General features: G+C 57.4%; 18 protein-coding genes. 3 read left to right on the top strand and 15 right to left on the bottom strand.

Going from position 1 to position 16615, the window contains the following annotated elements:
- Positions 1-124 precede the first annotated feature (124 nt).
- The 9 genes from OAN307_RS20005 to OAN307_RS19965 all read right to left on the bottom strand — a co-directional run bounded on the left by OAN307_RS20005 (position 125) and on the right by OAN307_RS19965 (position 8966).
- On the bottom strand, positions 125-1354 hold the full coding sequence (locus OAN307_RS20005; protein WP_015501354.1) for a mandelate racemase/muconate lactonizing enzyme family protein: 1230 nt from the start codon (positions 1352-1354) through the stop codon (positions 125-127).
- Positions 1355-1445: 91 nt separating this feature from the next.
- Positions 1446-2528, bottom strand: a complete 1083-nt coding sequence (locus tag OAN307_RS20000; protein WP_015501353.1) for a Zn-dependent alcohol dehydrogenase — start codon at positions 2526-2528, stop codon at positions 1446-1448.
- 83 nt (positions 2529-2611) lie between these two features.
- A complete protein-coding gene (locus tag OAN307_RS19995; protein ID WP_015501352.1) occupies positions 2612-3826 on the bottom strand; it encodes a TCR/Tet family MFS transporter in 1215 nt (404 codons plus the stop codon).
- A 103-nt stretch (positions 3827-3929) separates the two neighbouring features.
- Positions 3930-4697, bottom strand: coding sequence for an alpha/beta fold hydrolase (locus OAN307_RS19990; RefSeq protein ID WP_015501351.1), 768 nt, complete (start codon positions 4695-4697; stop codon positions 3930-3932).
- A 10-nt stretch (positions 4698-4707) separates the two neighbouring features.
- Positions 4708-5949 carry an endonuclease/exonuclease/phosphatase family protein gene (locus OAN307_RS19985; protein ID WP_015501350.1) on the bottom strand — a complete coding sequence of 414 codons (1242 nt, stop codon included), beginning with the start codon at positions 5947-5949 and terminating at the stop codon, positions 4708-4710.
- A gap of 82 nt (positions 5950-6031) precedes the next feature.
- Positions 6032-7003 carry a threonine ammonia-lyase gene (locus OAN307_RS19980; RefSeq protein WP_044044100.1) on the bottom strand — a complete coding sequence of 324 codons (972 nt, stop codon included), beginning with the start codon at positions 7001-7003 and terminating at the stop codon, positions 6032-6034.
- Positions 7000-7827, bottom strand: a complete 828-nt coding sequence (locus tag OAN307_RS19975; RefSeq protein WP_015501348.1) for an alpha/beta fold hydrolase — start codon at positions 7825-7827, stop codon at positions 7000-7002. The genes OAN307_RS19980 and OAN307_RS19975 overlap by 4 nt, the downstream gene beginning before the upstream one ends.
- Positions 7827-8504: a haloacid dehalogenase type II gene (locus tag OAN307_RS19970; RefSeq protein ID WP_015501347.1), complete on the bottom strand. Its 678-nt coding sequence runs from the start codon at positions 8502-8504 to the stop codon at positions 7827-7829. Before OAN307_RS19970 ends, OAN307_RS19975 begins: the two co-directional genes overlap by 1 nt.
- Positions 8505-8558: 54 nt before the next feature.
- Positions 8559-8966, bottom strand: coding sequence for a DUF1801 domain-containing protein (locus tag OAN307_RS19965; protein WP_015501346.1), 408 nt, complete (start codon positions 8964-8966; stop codon positions 8559-8561).
- 99 nt (positions 8967-9065) lie between these two features.
- On the opposite strand from OAN307_RS19965, the gene OAN307_RS19960 reads away from it, so the two are divergent.
- Complete coding sequence (locus OAN307_RS19960) at positions 9066-9503, top strand: FKBP-type peptidyl-prolyl cis-trans isomerase (protein WP_015501345.1); 438 nt, start codon at positions 9066-9068, stop codon at positions 9501-9503.
- A gap of 785 nt (positions 9504-10288) precedes the next feature.
- On the opposite strand, the gene OAN307_RS19950 is transcribed toward OAN307_RS19960, so the two are convergent.
- The 5 genes from OAN307_RS19950 to fabA all read right to left on the bottom strand — a co-directional run bounded on the left by OAN307_RS19950 (position 10289) and on the right by fabA (position 14427).
- Positions 10289-11086 (bottom strand): metalloprotease, encoded by a 798-nt coding sequence (locus OAN307_RS19950; RefSeq protein ID WP_144055645.1) that lies wholly within the window; start codon positions 11084-11086, stop codon positions 10289-10291.
- An 18-nt stretch (positions 11087-11104) separates the two neighbouring features.
- Positions 11105-11896: an enoyl-ACP reductase FabI gene (locus tag OAN307_RS19945; RefSeq protein WP_015501343.1), complete on the bottom strand. Its 792-nt coding sequence runs from the start codon at positions 11894-11896 to the stop codon at positions 11105-11107.
- 9 nt (positions 11897-11905) lie between these two features.
- Entirely contained in the window at positions 11906-13135 is a 1230-nt protein-coding gene (locus OAN307_RS19940; RefSeq protein ID WP_044044095.1) for a beta-ketoacyl synthase N-terminal-like domain-containing protein, read from the bottom strand.
- A 78-nt stretch (positions 13136-13213) separates the two neighbouring features.
- Positions 13214-13918, bottom strand: a complete 705-nt coding sequence (locus tag OAN307_RS19935; protein WP_015501341.1) for a hypothetical protein — start codon at positions 13916-13918, stop codon at positions 13214-13216.
- Positions 13918-14427 carry a bifunctional 3-hydroxydecanoyl-ACP dehydratase/trans-2-decenoyl-ACP isomerase gene (fabA, locus tag OAN307_RS19930; protein WP_015501340.1) on the bottom strand — a complete coding sequence of 170 codons (510 nt, stop codon included), beginning with the start codon at positions 14425-14427 and terminating at the stop codon, positions 13918-13920. Before fabA ends, OAN307_RS19935 begins: the two co-directional genes overlap by 1 nt.
- 162 nt (positions 14428-14589) lie before the next feature.
- On the opposite strand from fabA, the gene irr reads away from it, so the two are divergent.
- Positions 14590-15033, top strand: coding sequence for a Fur family transcriptional regulator Irr (gene irr / locus OAN307_RS19925; RefSeq protein ID WP_015501339.1), 444 nt, complete (start codon positions 14590-14592; stop codon positions 15031-15033).
- Positions 15034-15124: 91 nt separating this feature from the next.
- Positions 15125-15607, top strand: coding sequence for a hypothetical protein (locus OAN307_RS19920; protein ID WP_015501338.1), 483 nt, complete (start codon positions 15125-15127; stop codon positions 15605-15607).
- Between the two features lie 4 nt (positions 15608-15611).
- Here the strand turns inward: OAN307_RS19920 and OAN307_RS19915 are convergent, their stop codons facing one another.
- A complete protein-coding gene (locus tag OAN307_RS19915; RefSeq protein WP_015501337.1) occupies positions 15612-16478 on the bottom strand; it encodes a hypothetical protein in 867 nt (288 codons plus the stop codon).
- Between the last annotated feature and the right edge of the window lie 137 nt (positions 16479-16615).

Raw genomic sequence — 16615 nt, 5'->3', positions numbered from 1 at the left:
GCAGGCGTGGCGTGTGGGACATAGGACAGAATTGAGTTGTATTGGCCAAGATGAAGCGGAAAAAGACAGTTTTTCCACCTGTGATGAAGACAGAGCGTAGCGCATTAACCTTAATGGGAGGTTATTAGGCTTTGACGGGCGCGCCACCTGCAAACAGATTTGGCGTGTGGTAGCTGATCGGGTCGCTTTGCATTTGCAGGTGCAGACCGTCATCGGTGAGCGGGTGCGCACGCGCGAGGGCTTCGTCCACATCAATGCCCAAGCCCGGTGCGGTTGGCACGTGGATGTAGCCGTTTTCAATTGTAATTGACGATTTTATCAGGGCGTCATGGAACGGCGTTTCAATCGTTTCGCACATCAGGATATTGGGCAGCGTCGCGGCGAGTTGGACGTTGGCGGCCCATTCAATAGGCCCTGCGTAAAGGTGCGGCGCGACTTGGGCGTTGTAAACTTCGGCCAGCGTCGCGATCTTTTTGGTTTCCCAGATGCCACCAGAGCGACCCAAAGCGGGTTGCAGGATATTGGCCGCACCTGCGCGCAGCACTTGCGCGAATTCGGCCTTTGTTGTCAGGCGTTCACCGGTGGCGACGGGGATACGGACGGCGCGCGCAACTTTGGCCATTTCTTCAACGGCGTCTGGCGGAATAGGTTCTTCGTACCACAACGGAGAGAACTGTTCGATGGCTTGGCCCATGCGGATCGCGCCACCGGTTGAAAATTGCCCGTGGGTGCCAAACAACAGGTCGGCGCGGGGGCCTACGGCGTCGCGGATGGTTTTGCAAAACAGCACGGAGGTTTCGATGTCGTGCAGCGATGGCATGTGGCCGGCGCGGATTGTATAGGGGCCGGCGGGGTCGAATTTGACGGCTGTGTAGCCTTTTTCCACCAAGGTTACAGCGACTTGAGCGGCCATGTCGGCGCTTGCCCAGAAGTCTGGTAGCGGGTGGTGTTTTTGCGGATAAAGGTATGTGTAGGCGCGGATTTTATCGTTCAGCCGCCCGCCGATCAGGGCATGCACCGGACGATCGCGGTCTTTGCCTAAGATGTCCCAGCAGGCAATTTCGAGGCCGGACCATGCCCCCATGACCGTGAGGTCAGGGCGCTGGGTAAAGCCGCTTGAATAGACGCGGCGGAACATAAGTTCAATGTTTTCAGGGTTTTCGTCAGCCATGTGGCGTTCGAACACGTCTTTGATCACGGCAGTCATCGCGTTTGGACCTACCGAGGATGCGTAACATTCGCCCCAGCCGGTAACACCAGTGTCTGTCGTGACTTTCACCAGAATCCAATAGCGGCCACCCCAGCCCGGGGCGGGGGGCGCGGTGATGATGATGTCGAGGTCCTGGAGTTTCATGGTGGGCTCCGATTAGGGAAAAACGTTGTGAAAACAAGGGTGGCACATCGTGTACACACAACGTGCACCAGCTGTATGGCAGCGCGTATGGCTAGAACACGATGACATTGCGTTTTGCTGCGCCGGTTTTGGTGTCGGCAATGGCTTCGTTGATTTGATCGAGGGTCCACGTGCCGGAAATGAGTTCGTCCAGTTTCAACCGACCTTGGGCGTATAGATCGACCATCCACGGAATGTCGCGTTTGATGACCACGTCGCCCATTTTGGAACCGATCATGCCTTGACCGGAGGCTGCGAAATTTGCTGCCTCGTAGCTGGAGAACGCGCCGGAGGCGGGCATGCCAACCATGACGACGTTGCCGCCTTTGGCGAGGTATCTTGGCGCTTGGTCGTAGACCGCTGCAACGCCGACCGTGACGAGGACGGCGTCCGCGCCGCGCCCCATCAGCGCCTTGGCTTCCCGCCATGGTTGGTCGGTTGACGCAAGCACGCCATCCGTTGCGCCGAATTCGCGCGCAACGTCGAGTTTGGAAGGTTCCATGTCCACAGCGACGATGCGGCGCGCGCCTGCGATTTTCGCGCCTTGGATCGCGTTCAGCCCGACGCCGCCTGCGCCGATCACCACAACATCCTGACCGGGGCGGACTTTGGCGGCGTTCACAACCGCGCCGATGCCGGTGATGACGCCACAAGCGAGCAGTGATGCGGCCGCCATTGAAATCCCGTCCGGCAGGATCACGACCTGCGAGGCGTCAACGACAACTTTTTCGGCGAAACCGCCGCAGGCCATGGCCTGGTGGAGTTTGCCACCCGCCGCAGTTTTGATCGGGCCATGGTCACCGTCATAGGGTTCTTCGCAATTGGTCGGGCGGGCCGACGCGCAGCTTGGGCAGGTGCCGCATGAGCGGATCAAAGTGACGACGACCTTGTCACCAATCGCCACGCCTTTGGCGTTGGGTCCGGCTGCGGTGACGGTGCCCGCCGCCTCATGGCCATAGACGGCAGGAAGGGAGCCACCCCAAATACCCATCGCATACGAGATGTCTGAATGGCAGATTGCGCAGGCGGCAAGGGTGACTTCGACTTCGCCATCATTGGGTGCGCGAATTTCGATGTCTTCGATGACAAACGGTTCGCCAAAGGCATGGCAGACGGCGGCTTTGATGCGGGGCATGGGGCACCTGTGTTTGAGTGACTTTTTGCCAAGGTGGAGGTGTGGCCGATTGGGTGCAAGTGTGAAACGACGGGTGGTGCCGTTTAGGGTGCGGTTTGTCGGGGGCGGCCCAAAAAGACCATCATGCACGCGATCATAACGCCAGCGGACAGCGCAAAGGCCGCGCCGGGGAAATAGCTGCCGACGTCGTTGGTATAGGCCCAGAACAATTGTGTCATCACCAGCGGGGAGAAAATCATTGCCATGGATTTGGCCGATGAAATGACGCCTTGCAGTTCGCCCTGTTGATCGTCGCCCGCGCGTTGTGACATCAACCCTTGGAGAGCAGGTGTCACCACCGCGCCGAGGGCTGTGAGCGGGATGAACGCCAGTGCGACCCAACCGGTGGTGATCTGTGTCAGCACAACGAAGGCCAGAAAGTTGAAGGTGATGCCATAGATGATTGTGCCGCGTTCACCGAACCGGCGCAGGGCCGGGCGGATCAGCACGCCTTGCACGATCGCGATGCCGATGCCGAACAGCGCAAGGGACGCGCCGACCATGCCGGGGGACCAGCCAAACGCCTCTTTGGTGAAATAGGCCCATGTCGCGGGATAGACGATGAAGGCGAATTCATACAAGAACACGAGGAAGATCAGGCGGCGCACGCCGTCGAGTTGCCCAAGTGCCTTGAACGCGCCGAACGGGTTGGCACGGCGCAGCGAGAACGGGCGCCGGATACTGTCTGTTACAGTTTCGGGCAGCACGTAATAGCCAAAGATCAGGTTGGCGGTGCCCAATGCAGCGGCGGCATAGAACGGCGCGCGGGTGCCGAATTCACCAAGCAAGCCGCCGACAACGGGGCCAAGCACAAAGCCCATACCAAACGCCGCGCCGATCAGGCCAAAGTTAGCGGATTTTTCTTCTGGTTTGGAAATGTCGGCGATGAACGCGGAGGCGGTGGCCATGGTGGCCGCAGTGATGCCGCCGATGACGCGGGTCAAAAACAACAACCAGATGGAGCCCGCAACAGCCATGACCAGATAATCAATGGTCATCACCAGCAGCGAAATCAGCAGCACGGGGCGGCGACCGTAGCGATCAGAGAGCGAGCCGAGGATCGGACCAAAGATGAATTGCATGACCGCAAATGTGGTCGCTAGAATACCACCCCAGATGGCAGCGGTGCCAAGGGTGCCGCCGTTAACCTCGCGTATCAGATCTGGCATGACAGGCAGGATCAGCCCGATGCCCATGGCGTCCAGCGTCAGCGTGATCAGGATAAAAGTGAAGGCGCGTTTGCGCTTTGGGGCGTCCATCGTGCAGCATTAGCCGCAAGGGGTCGGGGGCCGCAAGAGGGAGGAGAGGCCGCAAGAGTGCGGGGGCGGCGGGGACGTGAGCAGGAGCAAGGGCCGTGAGCGGTCAGATGTGGCCAATGCCGATGAGGAATTCACACAGATGCCCCGCCACAACGTCTGCGTGGGTTTCGGGCGCAACATGCCCCGCGCCGTGGATCAGCTGAAACTTTGAGCCGGGAATGAGGTCGGTTGTTTCGCGCACAAGGTCGGGTGGTGTCGATTTATCGCGGTCGCCGCACAGCCCAAGTGTCGGCAGTCGTAGGCCAGAGGTGGGGGTGTAAAAATCGGTGCCTGCAACCGCTTCGCAGGAAGCGGCATAGCCTTCGGGGTTGGCGGCGATAAACCGCGTGCGGGCGTGTTCGTCACCGTCTTTTGCGTTCCACCGCGTCAGCGTTTCATCGACAAGTGCTGTCATGCCTTTGGTGCGTGCGGTCGCGGCGCGGGCATGCCACGGATCGGCCTGACCGAACTTGGCGGCGGCGGCACACAAAACCATGCCACGCACCAGATCAAGGCGTTTCACCGCAAGACCTTGCGCGATCATGCCGCCCATCGACAAGCCAAAAACGACTGTATCGCGCGCGCTGTAGTGGTCCAGCACGGCTTCGGTGTCGGCAATCAGCCCGCCCATTGTATAGGGGCCGTCCGGAACACTTGATTGGCCTTGGCCGCGCAGATCGAAGCGGATTATTCGGTGGTCTGGAAAGCGGTGTATCAGGCCGTTGAAGACCGACATGTCCATACCGAGGCCGTGCAGAAACACGATTGTAGGTCCTTTGCCAACGGCCTGTGCGTTCAGTGCGGCGCCTTTGACTTGGATTTTGTCAGTCATGATCCGACTTTCATGACCCACCGTTGCCCATCACCATGTGCGCGATGATCTGGCCGTGATCCGAGGCGAGTTTATTATAGGGCGCTTCTGGGTGTGAGCCGTCAGTGAGATGGTCGTTGAGCGCGGAAAAATATTCCATTTCACCGATTTTATTGCCGTAGTCGGGGTGGAAATGGCGCGACATGTAAATCTGGTCGATGGATTCGAACGTGCCGCCAAAGGCCGATGTATAGATCATGTCGCGTGCAGATTTGCGCACGAACAGCTTTTCGGCGGAATGCAGGCGGGCGCGGTTTATGTCTTCGGTAATTTGTAGGTTTTGCGCGTCTGAATAGCGGTCGCGCGGGGTTTGTGCGTCGTGGCGAAGCATCCAGGCGTAGTTTTTGAACGGTGTCTCGCCAGAGATAATTTCAGATGAGACCGCGTGTTCACCATCATTGAAATCACCCAAGACCATGACGGGGTTTCCGGCGTCGAGTTCGGCGATGATTTCGCGGCGCAGTACCCAGGCTTCTGCCATGCGGCGCAATGCGGCGCGCAGGGAGCCGAGGGCGCGGGTGACGGGATCGTAATTTGTCAGATCGCTGGCGGGTGGAAAATCTGCGCCAGCGGGGGTGACGTGTTCGCCGAGCTTGGATTTTAGGTGGCAGTTGAAGACGGTGATGACCTGAGCTTCGCCATGGTCTTGCGGGATCGGGATGCGCGCCTTGAGGATCGGGCGCGACAGGCGGCGTAGCCGAAAGAAGCCTGCGTCATCATCCGTGTCGCTGCCGCGCAGTGCCGAGAAGGGGATTTCGACAGGTTGGGGCAGGTCTTGGATGATTTCGGGTTCGCCGACGAAACCGAAGCGCGACAAGATCGCGACGCCGGGGCGACGCTGGCCTGCTTCGCCTGTGTCGGCAGAATTGCGGGCAAAGGCCAGACCAGTTGTGCCGCCATTTTGAAAGTAGGGGGTATAAGCCAGTTTGCGGAAAATTGCCTTGCGGTGGTAGCGTTTGGATTTGTCAGGAATTGAGGCGTCGTTTGAGGCTTGGCCCAATGTGTCGGCCAGCGCGATCACGTCGCGCAGAGCATCTTCTTCGAAGATTTCCTGAAAGCCCACAATGTCGGCGTCCATGCTGAGGAGTTGTTCGGCCATCCAACCCTGTTTCCACGCGGATTCTTCGGGCGTGTAGGATTGGAATTTATAATATTCCTTGTCCGCCCCAATGAGGTTTTTGACGTTGAAGCTGGCGATGGTGAAGCGGGTCATGGGTTTAGGCTTCCTTGGTAGGTGCCGGAGCCTCCGGTGGGGATATTTAAGAGACAAAGACAAGGGTAGAAAGAAAGAGGTGTCAGGGCAGGGTGGCGAGCGCTTGGGCGAATTGGGCGGGGTCGACGTTGCCGCCACTGATGGTGACGATGACGGCGTCGCCGGTGATGTCGTTCGGTCGGTAAAGGGCGGCAGCAAGGGCCGCCGCGCCACCGGGTTCAGCGACGAGTTTGAGGCGCAAGAAGGCCTGCGCCATCGCGCGTAAGGCTTCGTTTTCGGTGATGGTGAGGCCGGGACCGCACAGGCGGTGCAGGATCGGGAAGGTCAGATCGCCCGGTTGCGGCGTGATGATCGCGTCGCAAATATTGCCCGAGGTCGTGGCATTGCGTTCGATTTTGCCGGAGATCAGGGAGCGCGCGACGTCATCAAAGCCTTCTGGTTCGACGGGACGGATGCGCAGGGTTGGGGCGTCGGCCGCGCAGGCCAATGCGATACCGGAGGAGAAGCCGCCGCCGCCGCAACAGACGAGGATGTCAGCATTTTGGATGCCAAGGGAGTTGGCGTCTTGTGCGATTTCAAGCCCTGTGGTGCCTTGACCTGCGATCACCAGTGGATCGTCGAAGGGTTTGATCAGGGTTAGGCCGCGCTGCGCCGCGAGACGCGCGCCAATTTCGTCGCGGTCTTCAGAATCGCGGTCATATAGGACGACTTCGGCGCCCAGTGCCTTGGTGTTTTCGATTTTGAGTGCTGGGGCATCGGAGGGCATAACGATGACGGAAGGGACGCCGTGCATGCGGGCGGCCAGTGCGATGCCTTGCGCGTGGTTGCCCGATGAATAGGCGATGACGCCATGGCTTCGTTTTTCGGGGTCCATGCCTGACAGGGCCGACCAGCCGCCGCGGAATTTGAACGATCCTGTGTGTTGCAGGCATTCGGGTTTAACGTAGACTTTGCGGCCCGCGATATCGTCAAGGAACGGTGACGACAGCAGCGGCGTGCGCCGCGCGTGGCCGTGCAGACGTTTGGCAGCGGCGCGGATCATATCGATATTCATAGGCTCAGGATCCAGTCGTTTAGAACGGTGAGGGATTCGGGTTCGTCGAGTAAGGGGACATGGCCGCGTCCCAAAACGGTGGCTGCATGGGCGTCGGGGCGGCGGTTGCGCATCTGCTCGAAGGTGACGGCGGATAATAGATCGGAGGCATCGCCACGCAGCAGCGCTAGCGGCAGGTCCGCGAGTGCATCATACAGTGGCCAGAGGTCTGGGGTCGGTTGCGCGCCGGACTCTAGAACGGCGTCGCGCAGTTTGGGGTCATATTTGATGATGAGGCCATTTGCGGTTTCAGCGAAGTGATTGGTGACCTCATGCAGCCAGCGATCCATTGGCACGCCTTTGAAATGTGACCACGCGCGGGCGCGGAACGCGGCGGCGTCGGCAAGGGTGGCCTGCGGCGGATTTCGGCCGATGTAGTCTTTGATGACGCTGAGACCTGCGCCTTCGATCTGCGGGCCGATGTCGTTGAGCGCGACGCCAAGCAGGCGATGTTTGTTGGTGATTGCTAGCATCATCGCGATGAGACCGCCGCGCGATGTGCCAAGGATTGCTGCCTTGTCGATGGAAAGATGATCAAGCAGCGCAATCGTGTCTGCCGCTTCTTGCGGGATTGTGTAGCTGGCCGGATCAGCCCAATCAGACTTGCCGCGCCCGCGGTAATCCATGCGGATCAGGCGCACGGCCTCATTTTTGAGCAGGTGTGGCGCGATGTGGTCGAAATCGCCGGTGTTGCGGGTCAGCCCCGCAAGGGCGAGGATCGGCAGCCCGAACCCCTCGTCGGTGTAATAAAGCTGGGTGCCGTCAGCCGCCGAAAACGTCGCCATCAGACCAGATCGGGGATCGTGCTGAGGTCTTTGAGTGTGCGGTGCGGAGTCGCCCAAAGCCGGTCTTGCGGTGCGCCATCGCGGTTGACCCAAACGGTTCCAAAGCCGTATCCAGCCGCACCAGCGGCATCCCAGCCGTTGGACGACGCGAACAGGACTTCGGTTTGCGGCACATCGAAGCGTTCCCAAACCATGTCATAGACCAGACGATGGGGCTTGAAGATTTGCACTTCTTCGACCGACAACACGTCATCAAGGTATTCACCAATGCCAGCCGAGCGCACGGCGTTGACCAGCATATCAGAGGAGCCGTTGGACAGGATCGCGATGTTCACGTTCTTTTCTTTCAGCGCCTTCAGCATTGCGGGGACTTCGGGGAAGGCGGGCAGTTCTTTGTACACCGATAGTAACTTGGCGCGCAGGGCATTGTCGTGCAGCCCATTGTTGTCCATCGCCCAATCAAGCGCGTCTTGTGTGACCTGCCAGAATGGAACGTAGGTGCCGCTGATCGCGCGCAGCCACGAATATTCCAACTGTTTGGTGCGCCAATCCGTCGACAACGTGCCCCAGACGGCGGCCAATTGCGCCTGCCCGGGTTCCAATGCGACGTTGCGCGCAGCTGCACCCACGTCAAACAAAGTGCCATAGGCGTCGAAGATGCAGGTGGTGATTGTCATGTGAGACCTTTCAGTTGTCATCAGCTTGGCACGGAGGCTGACCGTTGGAAAGCCTCAAAGCCGATAGGTGAGGGCGGCGCGGATCAATGGTGCGAGTTCGTTCAGTTTTGGCGGGTGATTGTTTAGCAAATGAACGGCGCGATTGCCGTCAAATTTCAATTCTGGTGGGGCGAGGGCGCGAAAATCAGCCATGACGGTCGATTGGCAATGGGTGAAGATAGCCGGATCGTCAGCTTTGGACAGACCAAGCCGGATTGGGGTCGCAAATTTCGTGTCAGGTGTGGCGTAGGATGGCTGGCCCCATTTGGTTGTTTCCTTAAGGCAGCCGATGTTTTGATCTGGGGGAAAGGCGGCAGCAATATCAAAGATCATCGCGCGAACGGCCATCAATGTGGTGCGTGAGCGGGGCGGGAACGCGGCAAAGGCGTCCCGCGCGTCGTTTGAGGTGAAGGCGTATGTCATGAGGGCAATTTTGGAGTGCTGCGCAGCTATTTGCAATCTTGTAGCGTGATTGTTAGGCAGCGCGCGAATTCACGCCTAAAGCAGACAAAGGATAACCCCATGAGCGAAATTAAAGCAGGCGACACAATTGCCATTCATTACACGGGTACGCTGACAGACGGCACGACGTTTGATAGCAGCGATGGCCGTGATCCATTGGAATTTGAAGTCGGGTCCGGGCAGATTATTCCGGGGTTGGACAAGGCGATGCCGGGGATGGTTGTTGGCGACAAAAAGGTCGTCGAAATCCCATGTGATGAGGCCTATGGCGCGGTGAACCCTGAAAACCGCCAGTCCATTCCACGTGAACAAATCCCTGAGGATATCCCGTTGGAACTTGGTCTGACGTTGCAGATGCAATCGCCAGATGGGCAGAACGTGATACCAGTAACCGTGGTTGAGATGAACGAAACCGAAGTGACGATGGATGCAAATCACATGCTGGCTGGCAAAGATTTGACCTTCGCGTTTGAGGTTGTGTCGATCAAAGCAGCGTAAGCGCGTTGTTTAGCGATTGAACGGGCGGTCTGGCAGCAGGCCGCCCGTTTTCGTTTCGGGAGCAGGGAGGTGGGGAGGTTTGTGGACTTTCCTATCCGATCATCGTCATGTGCGGATGTCCGCTAACGCAGGAGAGGCAAAAACTTTCAACAACTGGTTGAGATTTGAATGGGGTTTTTGGTAGCGTCAAACGATGTGGTTTGGGCATGTGCCAGAAACGAGGGTTTGTTGAACACATATAAATGTCGGCAGCCGTGCTAGGTCCCCGTTATGCCATTAATGGAATAATGAACGGCGCAATTTTTGATACGCATGCAAATCCTCACTATCATAAATTTATTGAGATTGATTTGGTGTAGGGATTCGTGAAAATGAAGATGAAAGCAATTGCTCTAATGGCTGTTTCGATAGTTCTAATAACAGGAACGTCAGAGGCTCAGGAAATATCTGCAGGGTCGCGACTCTTGATCCAGTCTGATGGACGCGACGATTATTCTCCAAACATAGTGGAGTGTGGTAGCAATAGTGGGCTGTGCTTGCGCGACACTCGCAATGAACCCGCTGATAGCCCGATGGTACAAACGGCGAGCGGTTTGCAGGTCGACTTTACCGCTTGGGGCATAGTGTATTTGTTTGCTCGGGAGGTGCAGGGTACTTTTTTGATGCGACAGGCAGTCAAATAGGATCTTTTAATTGGTCACAATGACCGGACCTGAAAAAAGCTCTACAGTCGCATTTGTTGGTCCTATCAACACCAAATGTTACGTCGTCGGCAAACCAGTTATTCAAACAAACCGCAAAATGGTCGCCAGCCCGCCTATGAACAGCGCCGCGGCGCTGAACAGCCACGCACCTAAGCACAAAAACGCGTGGTTTTTGGACATGCGGGCGTGGGGCGCGCGGCCGTCGCTGCCGCCAGTTTTTACGATATGTTGAATGCCCATGATGACAATGAAGCCGATGAAGATGGATTGGGTCAGCAGCGCCACCAGCCCGATCAGTGCGGTTGATGTGACAAAGATGCAGAACGGCGCGCGGTCGTGGAACACGGATGTGATCGACGCGGTGAGTTTGCCGCCGTCCAGTGGCCAGATCGGCAACAGGTTAAAGAAATTTAACGCGCCGCAGATGCTGGCGAAGGTCAAAAGTGGAGAGATTGCAGCGGGGAAATACTGCGCAGAAAACGGGGTTAACCCGTAGGCCAGCAGCATCGGCGCGATACCGATTGCGGGCCCCATGAGGGAGATGAAAACCTGATCTTCCTGAGTTTTGACGGGGCGGTTGGAAATCGCGTAGCCGCCCAGAAGTGGCACCAACCGGAACCGCGCGTCATGATGCCCCGCTACGCGAAACGCGGCGACGTGGCCGAATTCATGGATAACGATGACCGCGATCAAGGCCAGCCCGAAGGTTGCACCAAAGAACCAGACCGCGGCGGCGACCGATAGCAGCGAGATACCGATGCCCTGCGCGTCCATGCCCAGCATGGTCAGCTTGTTTGTTGACGTCAGCCCGCCACGCAGGGCGTAGGCAGTCGCAAGGCAGGCGGCGAGCGCGCACAAAAGCAGGACGGTGGGTGTCACGATCAAATGGCCTTCGGATCAACCAAGATTTTCAAGTGCTGGCATCATCATGGTGTGCAGCCCGGAATCGACGTGGATGATTTCGCCTGTCGTGCAAGCGCCCGCATCAGACGCCAGATAGACAGCGGTGCCACCCACAGCGACCAGCGTTGCGTTATGGCGCAGCGGGGCGTTTTGTTCGGCGTAGCGGAATGTGCGGCGCGCACCTGCAATGGCAGCACCTGCAAGGGTTTTCATCGGACCGGGGCTGATCGCGTTGACGCGGATTTGTTGCGGGCCAAGGTCAGCTGCGAGGTACATTGTGGCGGATTCCAATGCGGCCTTGGCGACGCCCATGACGTTATAATTGGGGGTGACGCCGTGGCTGCCTTGGTAGGTTAGCGTCAGGAGTGTGCCGCCGTCTGGCATGATTTCAGCCGCACGGCGCGCGACGTCGATAAAGCTGAAACAGCTGATCGCCATAGTCGTGTTAAAGTTCGCGCGCGTGGTGTCGGACACGCGGCCCGTCAATTCGTTTTTATCAGAATAGGCGATGGCGTGGACCAGAAAGTCGATCTTGCCCCACTTTTCCTTTAGCGTGGCAAAGCAAAGATCTAGGGATGTGTCGTCCATCACATCGGCTTCAACCAGCGTGTCAGATCCTACCGAATCCGCCAAAGGCCCGACGCGCTTGAGCAGTTGTTCGCCTTGGTAAGAAAACGCCAGTTCCGCGCCCGCCTTGTGCATGGCGTCGGCAATGCCCCACGCGATGGACCGGTTGTTGGCGACACCCATAATGAGTCCACGTTTGCCGTTCATGTCGATGGTCATGGCCTAATCCTAGTCCTGATATTTTGAAAGCAGCATGGAGCCATTGGTGCCGCCGAACCCGAACGAGTTCGTCATCACTGTATCAAGCCCAGCGTTTTCGACCAAGGTCGTGGCGATTTCGCCTGCGTTTATGGCGGGATCCAGCGTCTCGACGTTGATCGACGGGATGATGTAGTCACCTTGCAGGGCCAGCAGGCAATAGATCGCTTCCTGTGCGCCGGTTGCGCCTTGGCTGTGGCCGGTCATGGATTTTGTGGAGCTGATGGGTGGTGTGGTTCCTGTTCCAAAGACACGGCGCACGGCCTCGACCTCACCCACGTCGCCGACGGGCGTGGATGTGCCGTGGGCGTTGATGTAGCTGATTTTGCGTCCCTCAGGGAGAGTTTTTAGCGCGCCGCGCATGGCACGTTCGCCGCCTTCGCCGCTGGGTGCGACCATGTCTGCGCCGTCTGATGTGGCGGCGAAACCCGTGACTTCGGCGTAGATTTTTGCGCCGCGGGCTAGTGCCCCGTCGAGGGATTCCAGAACAACCATTGCGCCGCCGCCTGCGATGACGAAGCCGTCGCGGTTGGCGTCAAATGCGCGCGAGGCGCGTTCCGGGGTGTCGTTATATTTGCTGCTCATCGCGCCCATGGCGTCGAACAGACACGACAGCGTCCAGTCGAGTTCTTCGCCGCCGCCACCGAACATGATGTCTTGGGTGCCAAGTGCCACCTGCTGCGCGGCCATGCCGATGCAGTGCAGGGACGTGGAACAGGCCGACGTGATCGAGAAGTTCATGCCTTTGATTTTATAGGCTGTGGCAAGGTTCGCTGACACGGTAGATGACATGGTTTTCGGCACCGCGAACGGGCCAATGCGTTTGGTCGCGCCGGTTTTGAGAACGACCTGATGGGCGGCGAACATTGCGGACGTCGATGGCCCGCCGGACCCTGCGATCAGGCCTGTCATCGGGTTCACCACGTCGTCTTCGGACAATCCGGCGTCTGCAATTGCCTGACCCATCGCGATGTGCGCGTAGGCCGCACCCGCGCCCATGAACCGCAGCGTGCGTTTGTCGACGTGGTCGGCCACGTCAATTTTCAACGTGCCTGCGATTTGACTGCGAAACCCGTGTTCTTTCATATCCTCGGACGCGACGATGCCGGAATTTCCAGCCCGCAGGTTAGCATCGACTTCGGTGATGTTGTTTCCGATGGGGGAGACGATCCCCATCCCTGTGATTACGACACGGCGCATGGCTGCTCCCATTTATGACTTTTGCTAAGGTGTATGGGAGAGGGGCCGATGGGGCAAGTGTGGGGTGGGGCAGGGTTCTTAGAACAGGGCGCAAGCGATGGGTGCGATCCAAGCGGGCAGTTGATTGTGAACTTTTCGTCGACATTCATAACGCTTCGTGAGGTAGGAGTTTTGGTAAACGTTCACAGGCAATAACTTAAAACCTGCGATACCTTCGCTTGAAAACCCGCTTTGAATTCGCATTGGTCCAGAAAGCGCATAACAATACTTTTCGCAGACACTCGTCCGGTGGAAGTCGCCCGACTCGCTAGGAAGTAATAGATCAACGGTTGCCTCGTATTCGTAGTCAGAATCCTTCAAGGTCACAACGACTTGGGTTACCACTTCGAAGAACTGGTTTGTGTCTATTAGACCCCACATTCCGCCACCAATTGGTTCTGCAAGGTTTTGAAGACCTAACACGCACCCAAAACCAGATGTCGGTAGGTTCGGTCCATCAGAAGAAATATCCGTTGATAGTTTAAGTGTGATGAAAACAACTTGCCCGTCCATTGCCACGAGTTCGTCCAGCGACGTTTCGTTGGCGAGGTGGGAATACTCATCTGAATACTGTGGGTGCCCAAATATACACTGACTTTCATCGGCACTCGACAAATTGATTTCGATGGCTGGCAATGGCTTTACAGCAAAAACCACAAATAAAGTTAGCGCCACGATCATTGCGCCACCAACTCTGCCGATCCAAAGGGCGACCTTAGGAAAAAGGTGTGAGGAGCTTTCCATCAACTTTCGCTCAGCGCGACCTTCATATCCTTGACGATATAAATCACCTCGCCGTCGGCCTCGACGATGCCATCGGCCACGCCCATGGTCAGGCGGCGGGTCTGGATCGCTTTGGTGAAATCAATCTTGTACGTCAGCATTTTGCGATCTGGGCGCACCATGCCAGTCAGTTTCACTTCGCCGACGCCAAGCGCATAGCCGCGCCCCTGCCAGCCGCGCCAGCCGAGGTTGAAGCCGGTGAGTTGCCACAGACCATCAAGGCCCAGACAACCGGGCATGATCGGGTTGCCGGGGAAGTGGCAGTCGAAAAACCACAGGTCCGGTTTGATGTCGAATTCCGCAATCACGTGGCCTTTGCCGTGCGCGCCGCCGTCACCAGAAATCTCGGTGATGCGGTCCATCATCAACATCGGCGGTTCGGGCAGCTGGGCATTGCCCTCGCCAAAAAGCTCCCCCCGCGCGCATTTTAGAAGGTCATCACGGTCAAAGCTGGTTGGGTATTGCGACATGGTGGTTGTATTCCCTGTTCTTGATGATGTTGGCTTGTTGCGCAGTTAGCCACGCGCGTCAAACGAGGGCAAGGGCGGGGGCCAATCTGTGCTACATACGTTTAACATTGAAAGTTTGCACGTTTCCCCCATATGATAACTAAGTAAACGCAGGACCCAATGATGACCGAGCACGCAGACATCGTCCAAACGGTTAATGGCCAAACGGATCGCAGCACAGACTGGCTGTCAGGTGCGGGATTGCGCCCGACGCGGCAGCGCATGGCGTTGGCGGGTCTGCTGGTCGGGGACGGGCGTGATCGCCATGTCACCGCAGAGAGCCTGTTTGATGCGGCGGCCAACACCGGCGAAAAGGTGTCGCTGGCCACAGTTTATAACACGTTGCGCGCATTTTGTGATGCAGGGCTTTTGCGAGAGATTACTGTGGATGGGTCCAAAAGCTATTTTGACACCAATATGACAGATCATCCGCATTTCTACTGGGAAGACGAACAGCGTCTGAGCGATGCGCCAGCCGATCAATTGGTGATCGGGCGGGTGCCGGATGCGCCTGAGGGCGCTGAAATTGCATCAGTGGATGTGGTGATCCGGTTGCGACGCAGCTAAGTGCGCGTTGTTTCGGGCAATACTTTTTAAGGCATACTTTTTTAGTCTGAGTTTCACGGAATATTAACTGCGTTCGCGCCAATGTCGTGGCATGACATATCATTCCGCGCTGCTAAGCCTCGCCCACAAATCCCCCCTTCTTCCCTGCCATATTGCGATTACACTGCGCTTGGCGGATGCCGGCGATGATTTGCTGGTGCGCCATGTCAGGCTGTTGCGTGATTGTGTGGCTGTGTCACAGAAACGATGGGGTTTCGTGATTAATGCGGCGGCGGTGCTGCCAGCAGAGATGCAATTGCTTTGTGCGTTTTATGATGCCGATCATGGCGTGCGCTCTGCAATCGGGCTCATTACGAAGACGTTTGATCGTCATGTGTCTGGAGATTCCCGAAGTGTGTGGTCTGACAAGAGCGAGGTGACTGCGCTATCGCCCGCCGCTGCCCCATCGCGACGTAGCTTTGTCGAGGCGGCACCAGTGCGTGCAGGGCTGGTCAGGAACGACTGCGATTGGCCGTACAGTTCGGCCCATGTGGACACAGTGCAATCAGGCGACATCGGTGTGGCGGTGTTTTAGGCTATTAGAACCACTGACCCGGTTCCATCAGGCCCAAGTCCAGCAATTGCTGGCTGTGCCATTCGAACGGCGCGGAGTTGTGCCATTTGAAGGTGTCGATTGCAAACGTCGATCCCGGATTGCGTTTGAGCGCCTTTGCGGTGCGAAATGAGCAGACCGCCGCCGTGAGATTGTTATGCCAAGGGCAGGCGTAGGTGTTGTATTCAGGATCGTTGAATGTGTGATCGGGCTGGAACACCAGCCCCGGTTTGTTGCGAAAAATTGACACACGGTCGATGCGGCGGCGCGGGGCGGGGATGTGTTCTTCGAACCGCCAGCGCAGACCGCCAAAGAAATTCAACTGTCGGTCCAGATCGTTGTTCCAGCGATCTTTGCGGGCCAGCGCATAATATCCGGTTTTGTCCAGATGCGCGTCTTCGATGCAGACTGCGTTGGTATGCTGCCATAGATCACCAGTATATATATCGACCACATAGGTCAGGATGGTTGCGCGGCGTTCTTGGATGTTGAACGCGATCATTTCCCCAACGGAGCGGTGTTCATTAAACGGATAAAACAGGAATTCGGCGTTAAAGCAGTAGTAAATCCAGATGTCGCCTGTGGCTTTCATCACCGAATTAACTGCGATCTCAAGTGCTGTGGCGGTCAGTATATTGTAGCTGACGCGGATGATCTTGTCGGCCACGTCATCGGCAATCGTAAAGTCAGGCATTGCAAAGACGATAGTGTGCAAAAAGCCCACGCCAAGGTGGTGGCGGATCGTGGCATCAAGTTCGACGTCGTCTTCGGCAAAGATAAGCGCGACTGGCCCCATTTTAAGCAAGTGTGCGCCGTCTTTAAGAAAGGCGGAAAGGTTGGGATACGAGGTCATTTGGATGCTCTGCCTGATTGGCATAAATGTGCGGTAAATTACGCTTCATTGCAAGCGCGGTTGGGCTGGGTTAAATGCAAAGCTGATTCATTGGAAAGCTGCCCTCATGTCCAACTCCGACTCTGGCCCATCGCCAA

Origin of the sequence: Octadecabacter antarcticus 307 (assembly GCF_000155675.2) — a bacterium.
Classification (GTDB): domain Bacteria; phylum Pseudomonadota; class Alphaproteobacteria; order Rhodobacterales; family Rhodobacteraceae; genus Octadecabacter; species Octadecabacter antarcticus.
This window is presented reverse-complemented; position numbering and strand designations above follow the sequence as displayed.

Excerpts from the sequence above, each read along its gene's own strand:
- OAN307_RS20005 (WP_015501354.1), bottom strand. The coding sequence starts at position 1,354 with ATGAAACTCCAGGACCTCGACATCATCATCACCGCGCCCCCCGCCCCG.
- OAN307_RS19920 (WP_015501338.1), top strand. The coding sequence starts at position 15,125 with ATGACATATCATTCCGCGCTGCTAAGCCTCGCCCACAAATCCCCCCTT.
- fabA (WP_015501340.1), bottom strand. The coding sequence starts at position 14,427 with ATGTCGCAATACCCAACCAGCTTTGACCGTGATGACCTTCTAAAATGC.
- OAN307_RS19985 (WP_015501350.1), bottom strand. The coding sequence starts at position 5,949 with ATGACCCGCTTCACCATCGCCAGCTTCAACGTCAAAAACCTCATTGGG.
- OAN307_RS19975 (WP_015501348.1), bottom strand. The coding sequence starts at position 7,827 with ATGGCGACGTTTTCGGCGGCTGACGGCACCCAGCTTTATTACACCGAC.
- OAN307_RS19915 (WP_015501337.1), bottom strand. The coding sequence starts at position 16,478 with ATGACCTCGTATCCCAACCTTTCCGCCTTTCTTAAAGACGGCGCACAC.
- OAN307_RS19970 (WP_015501347.1), bottom strand. The coding sequence starts at position 8,504 with ATGACAATCACCACCTGCATCTTCGACGCCTATGGCACTTTGTTTGAC.
- OAN307_RS19940 (WP_044044095.1), bottom strand. The coding sequence starts at position 13,135 with ATGCGCCGTGTCGTAATCACAGGGATGGGGATCGTCTCCCCCATCGGA.
- OAN307_RS19990 (WP_015501351.1), bottom strand. The coding sequence starts at position 4,697 with ATGACTGACAAAATCCAAGTCAAAGGCGCCGCACTGAACGCACAGGCC.
- OAN307_RS19945 (WP_015501343.1), bottom strand. The coding sequence starts at position 11,896 with ATGACCATCGACATGAACGGCAAACGTGGACTCATTATGGGTGTCGCC.
- OAN307_RS19935 (WP_015501341.1), bottom strand. The coding sequence starts at position 13,918 with ATGGAAAGCTCCTCACACCTTTTTCCTAAGGTCGCCCTTTGGATCGGC.
- OAN307_RS19960 (WP_015501345.1), top strand. The coding sequence starts at position 9,066 with ATGAGCGAAATTAAAGCAGGCGACACAATTGCCATTCATTACACGGGT.
- OAN307_RS19980 (WP_044044100.1), bottom strand. The coding sequence starts at position 7,003 with ATGAATATCGATATGATCCGCGCCGCTGCCAAACGTCTGCACGGCCAC.
- OAN307_RS20000 (WP_015501353.1), bottom strand. The coding sequence starts at position 2,528 with ATGCCCCGCATCAAAGCCGCCGTCTGCCATGCCTTTGGCGAACCGTTT.
- OAN307_RS19995 (WP_015501352.1), bottom strand. The coding sequence starts at position 3,826 with ATGGACGCCCCAAAGCGCAAACGCGCCTTCACTTTTATCCTGATCACG.
- OAN307_RS19965 (WP_015501346.1), bottom strand. The coding sequence starts at position 8,966 with ATGACATACGCCTTCACCTCAAACGACGCGCGGGACGCCTTTGCCGCG.
- irr (WP_015501339.1), top strand. The coding sequence starts at position 14,590 with ATGACCGAGCACGCAGACATCGTCCAAACGGTTAATGGCCAAACGGAT.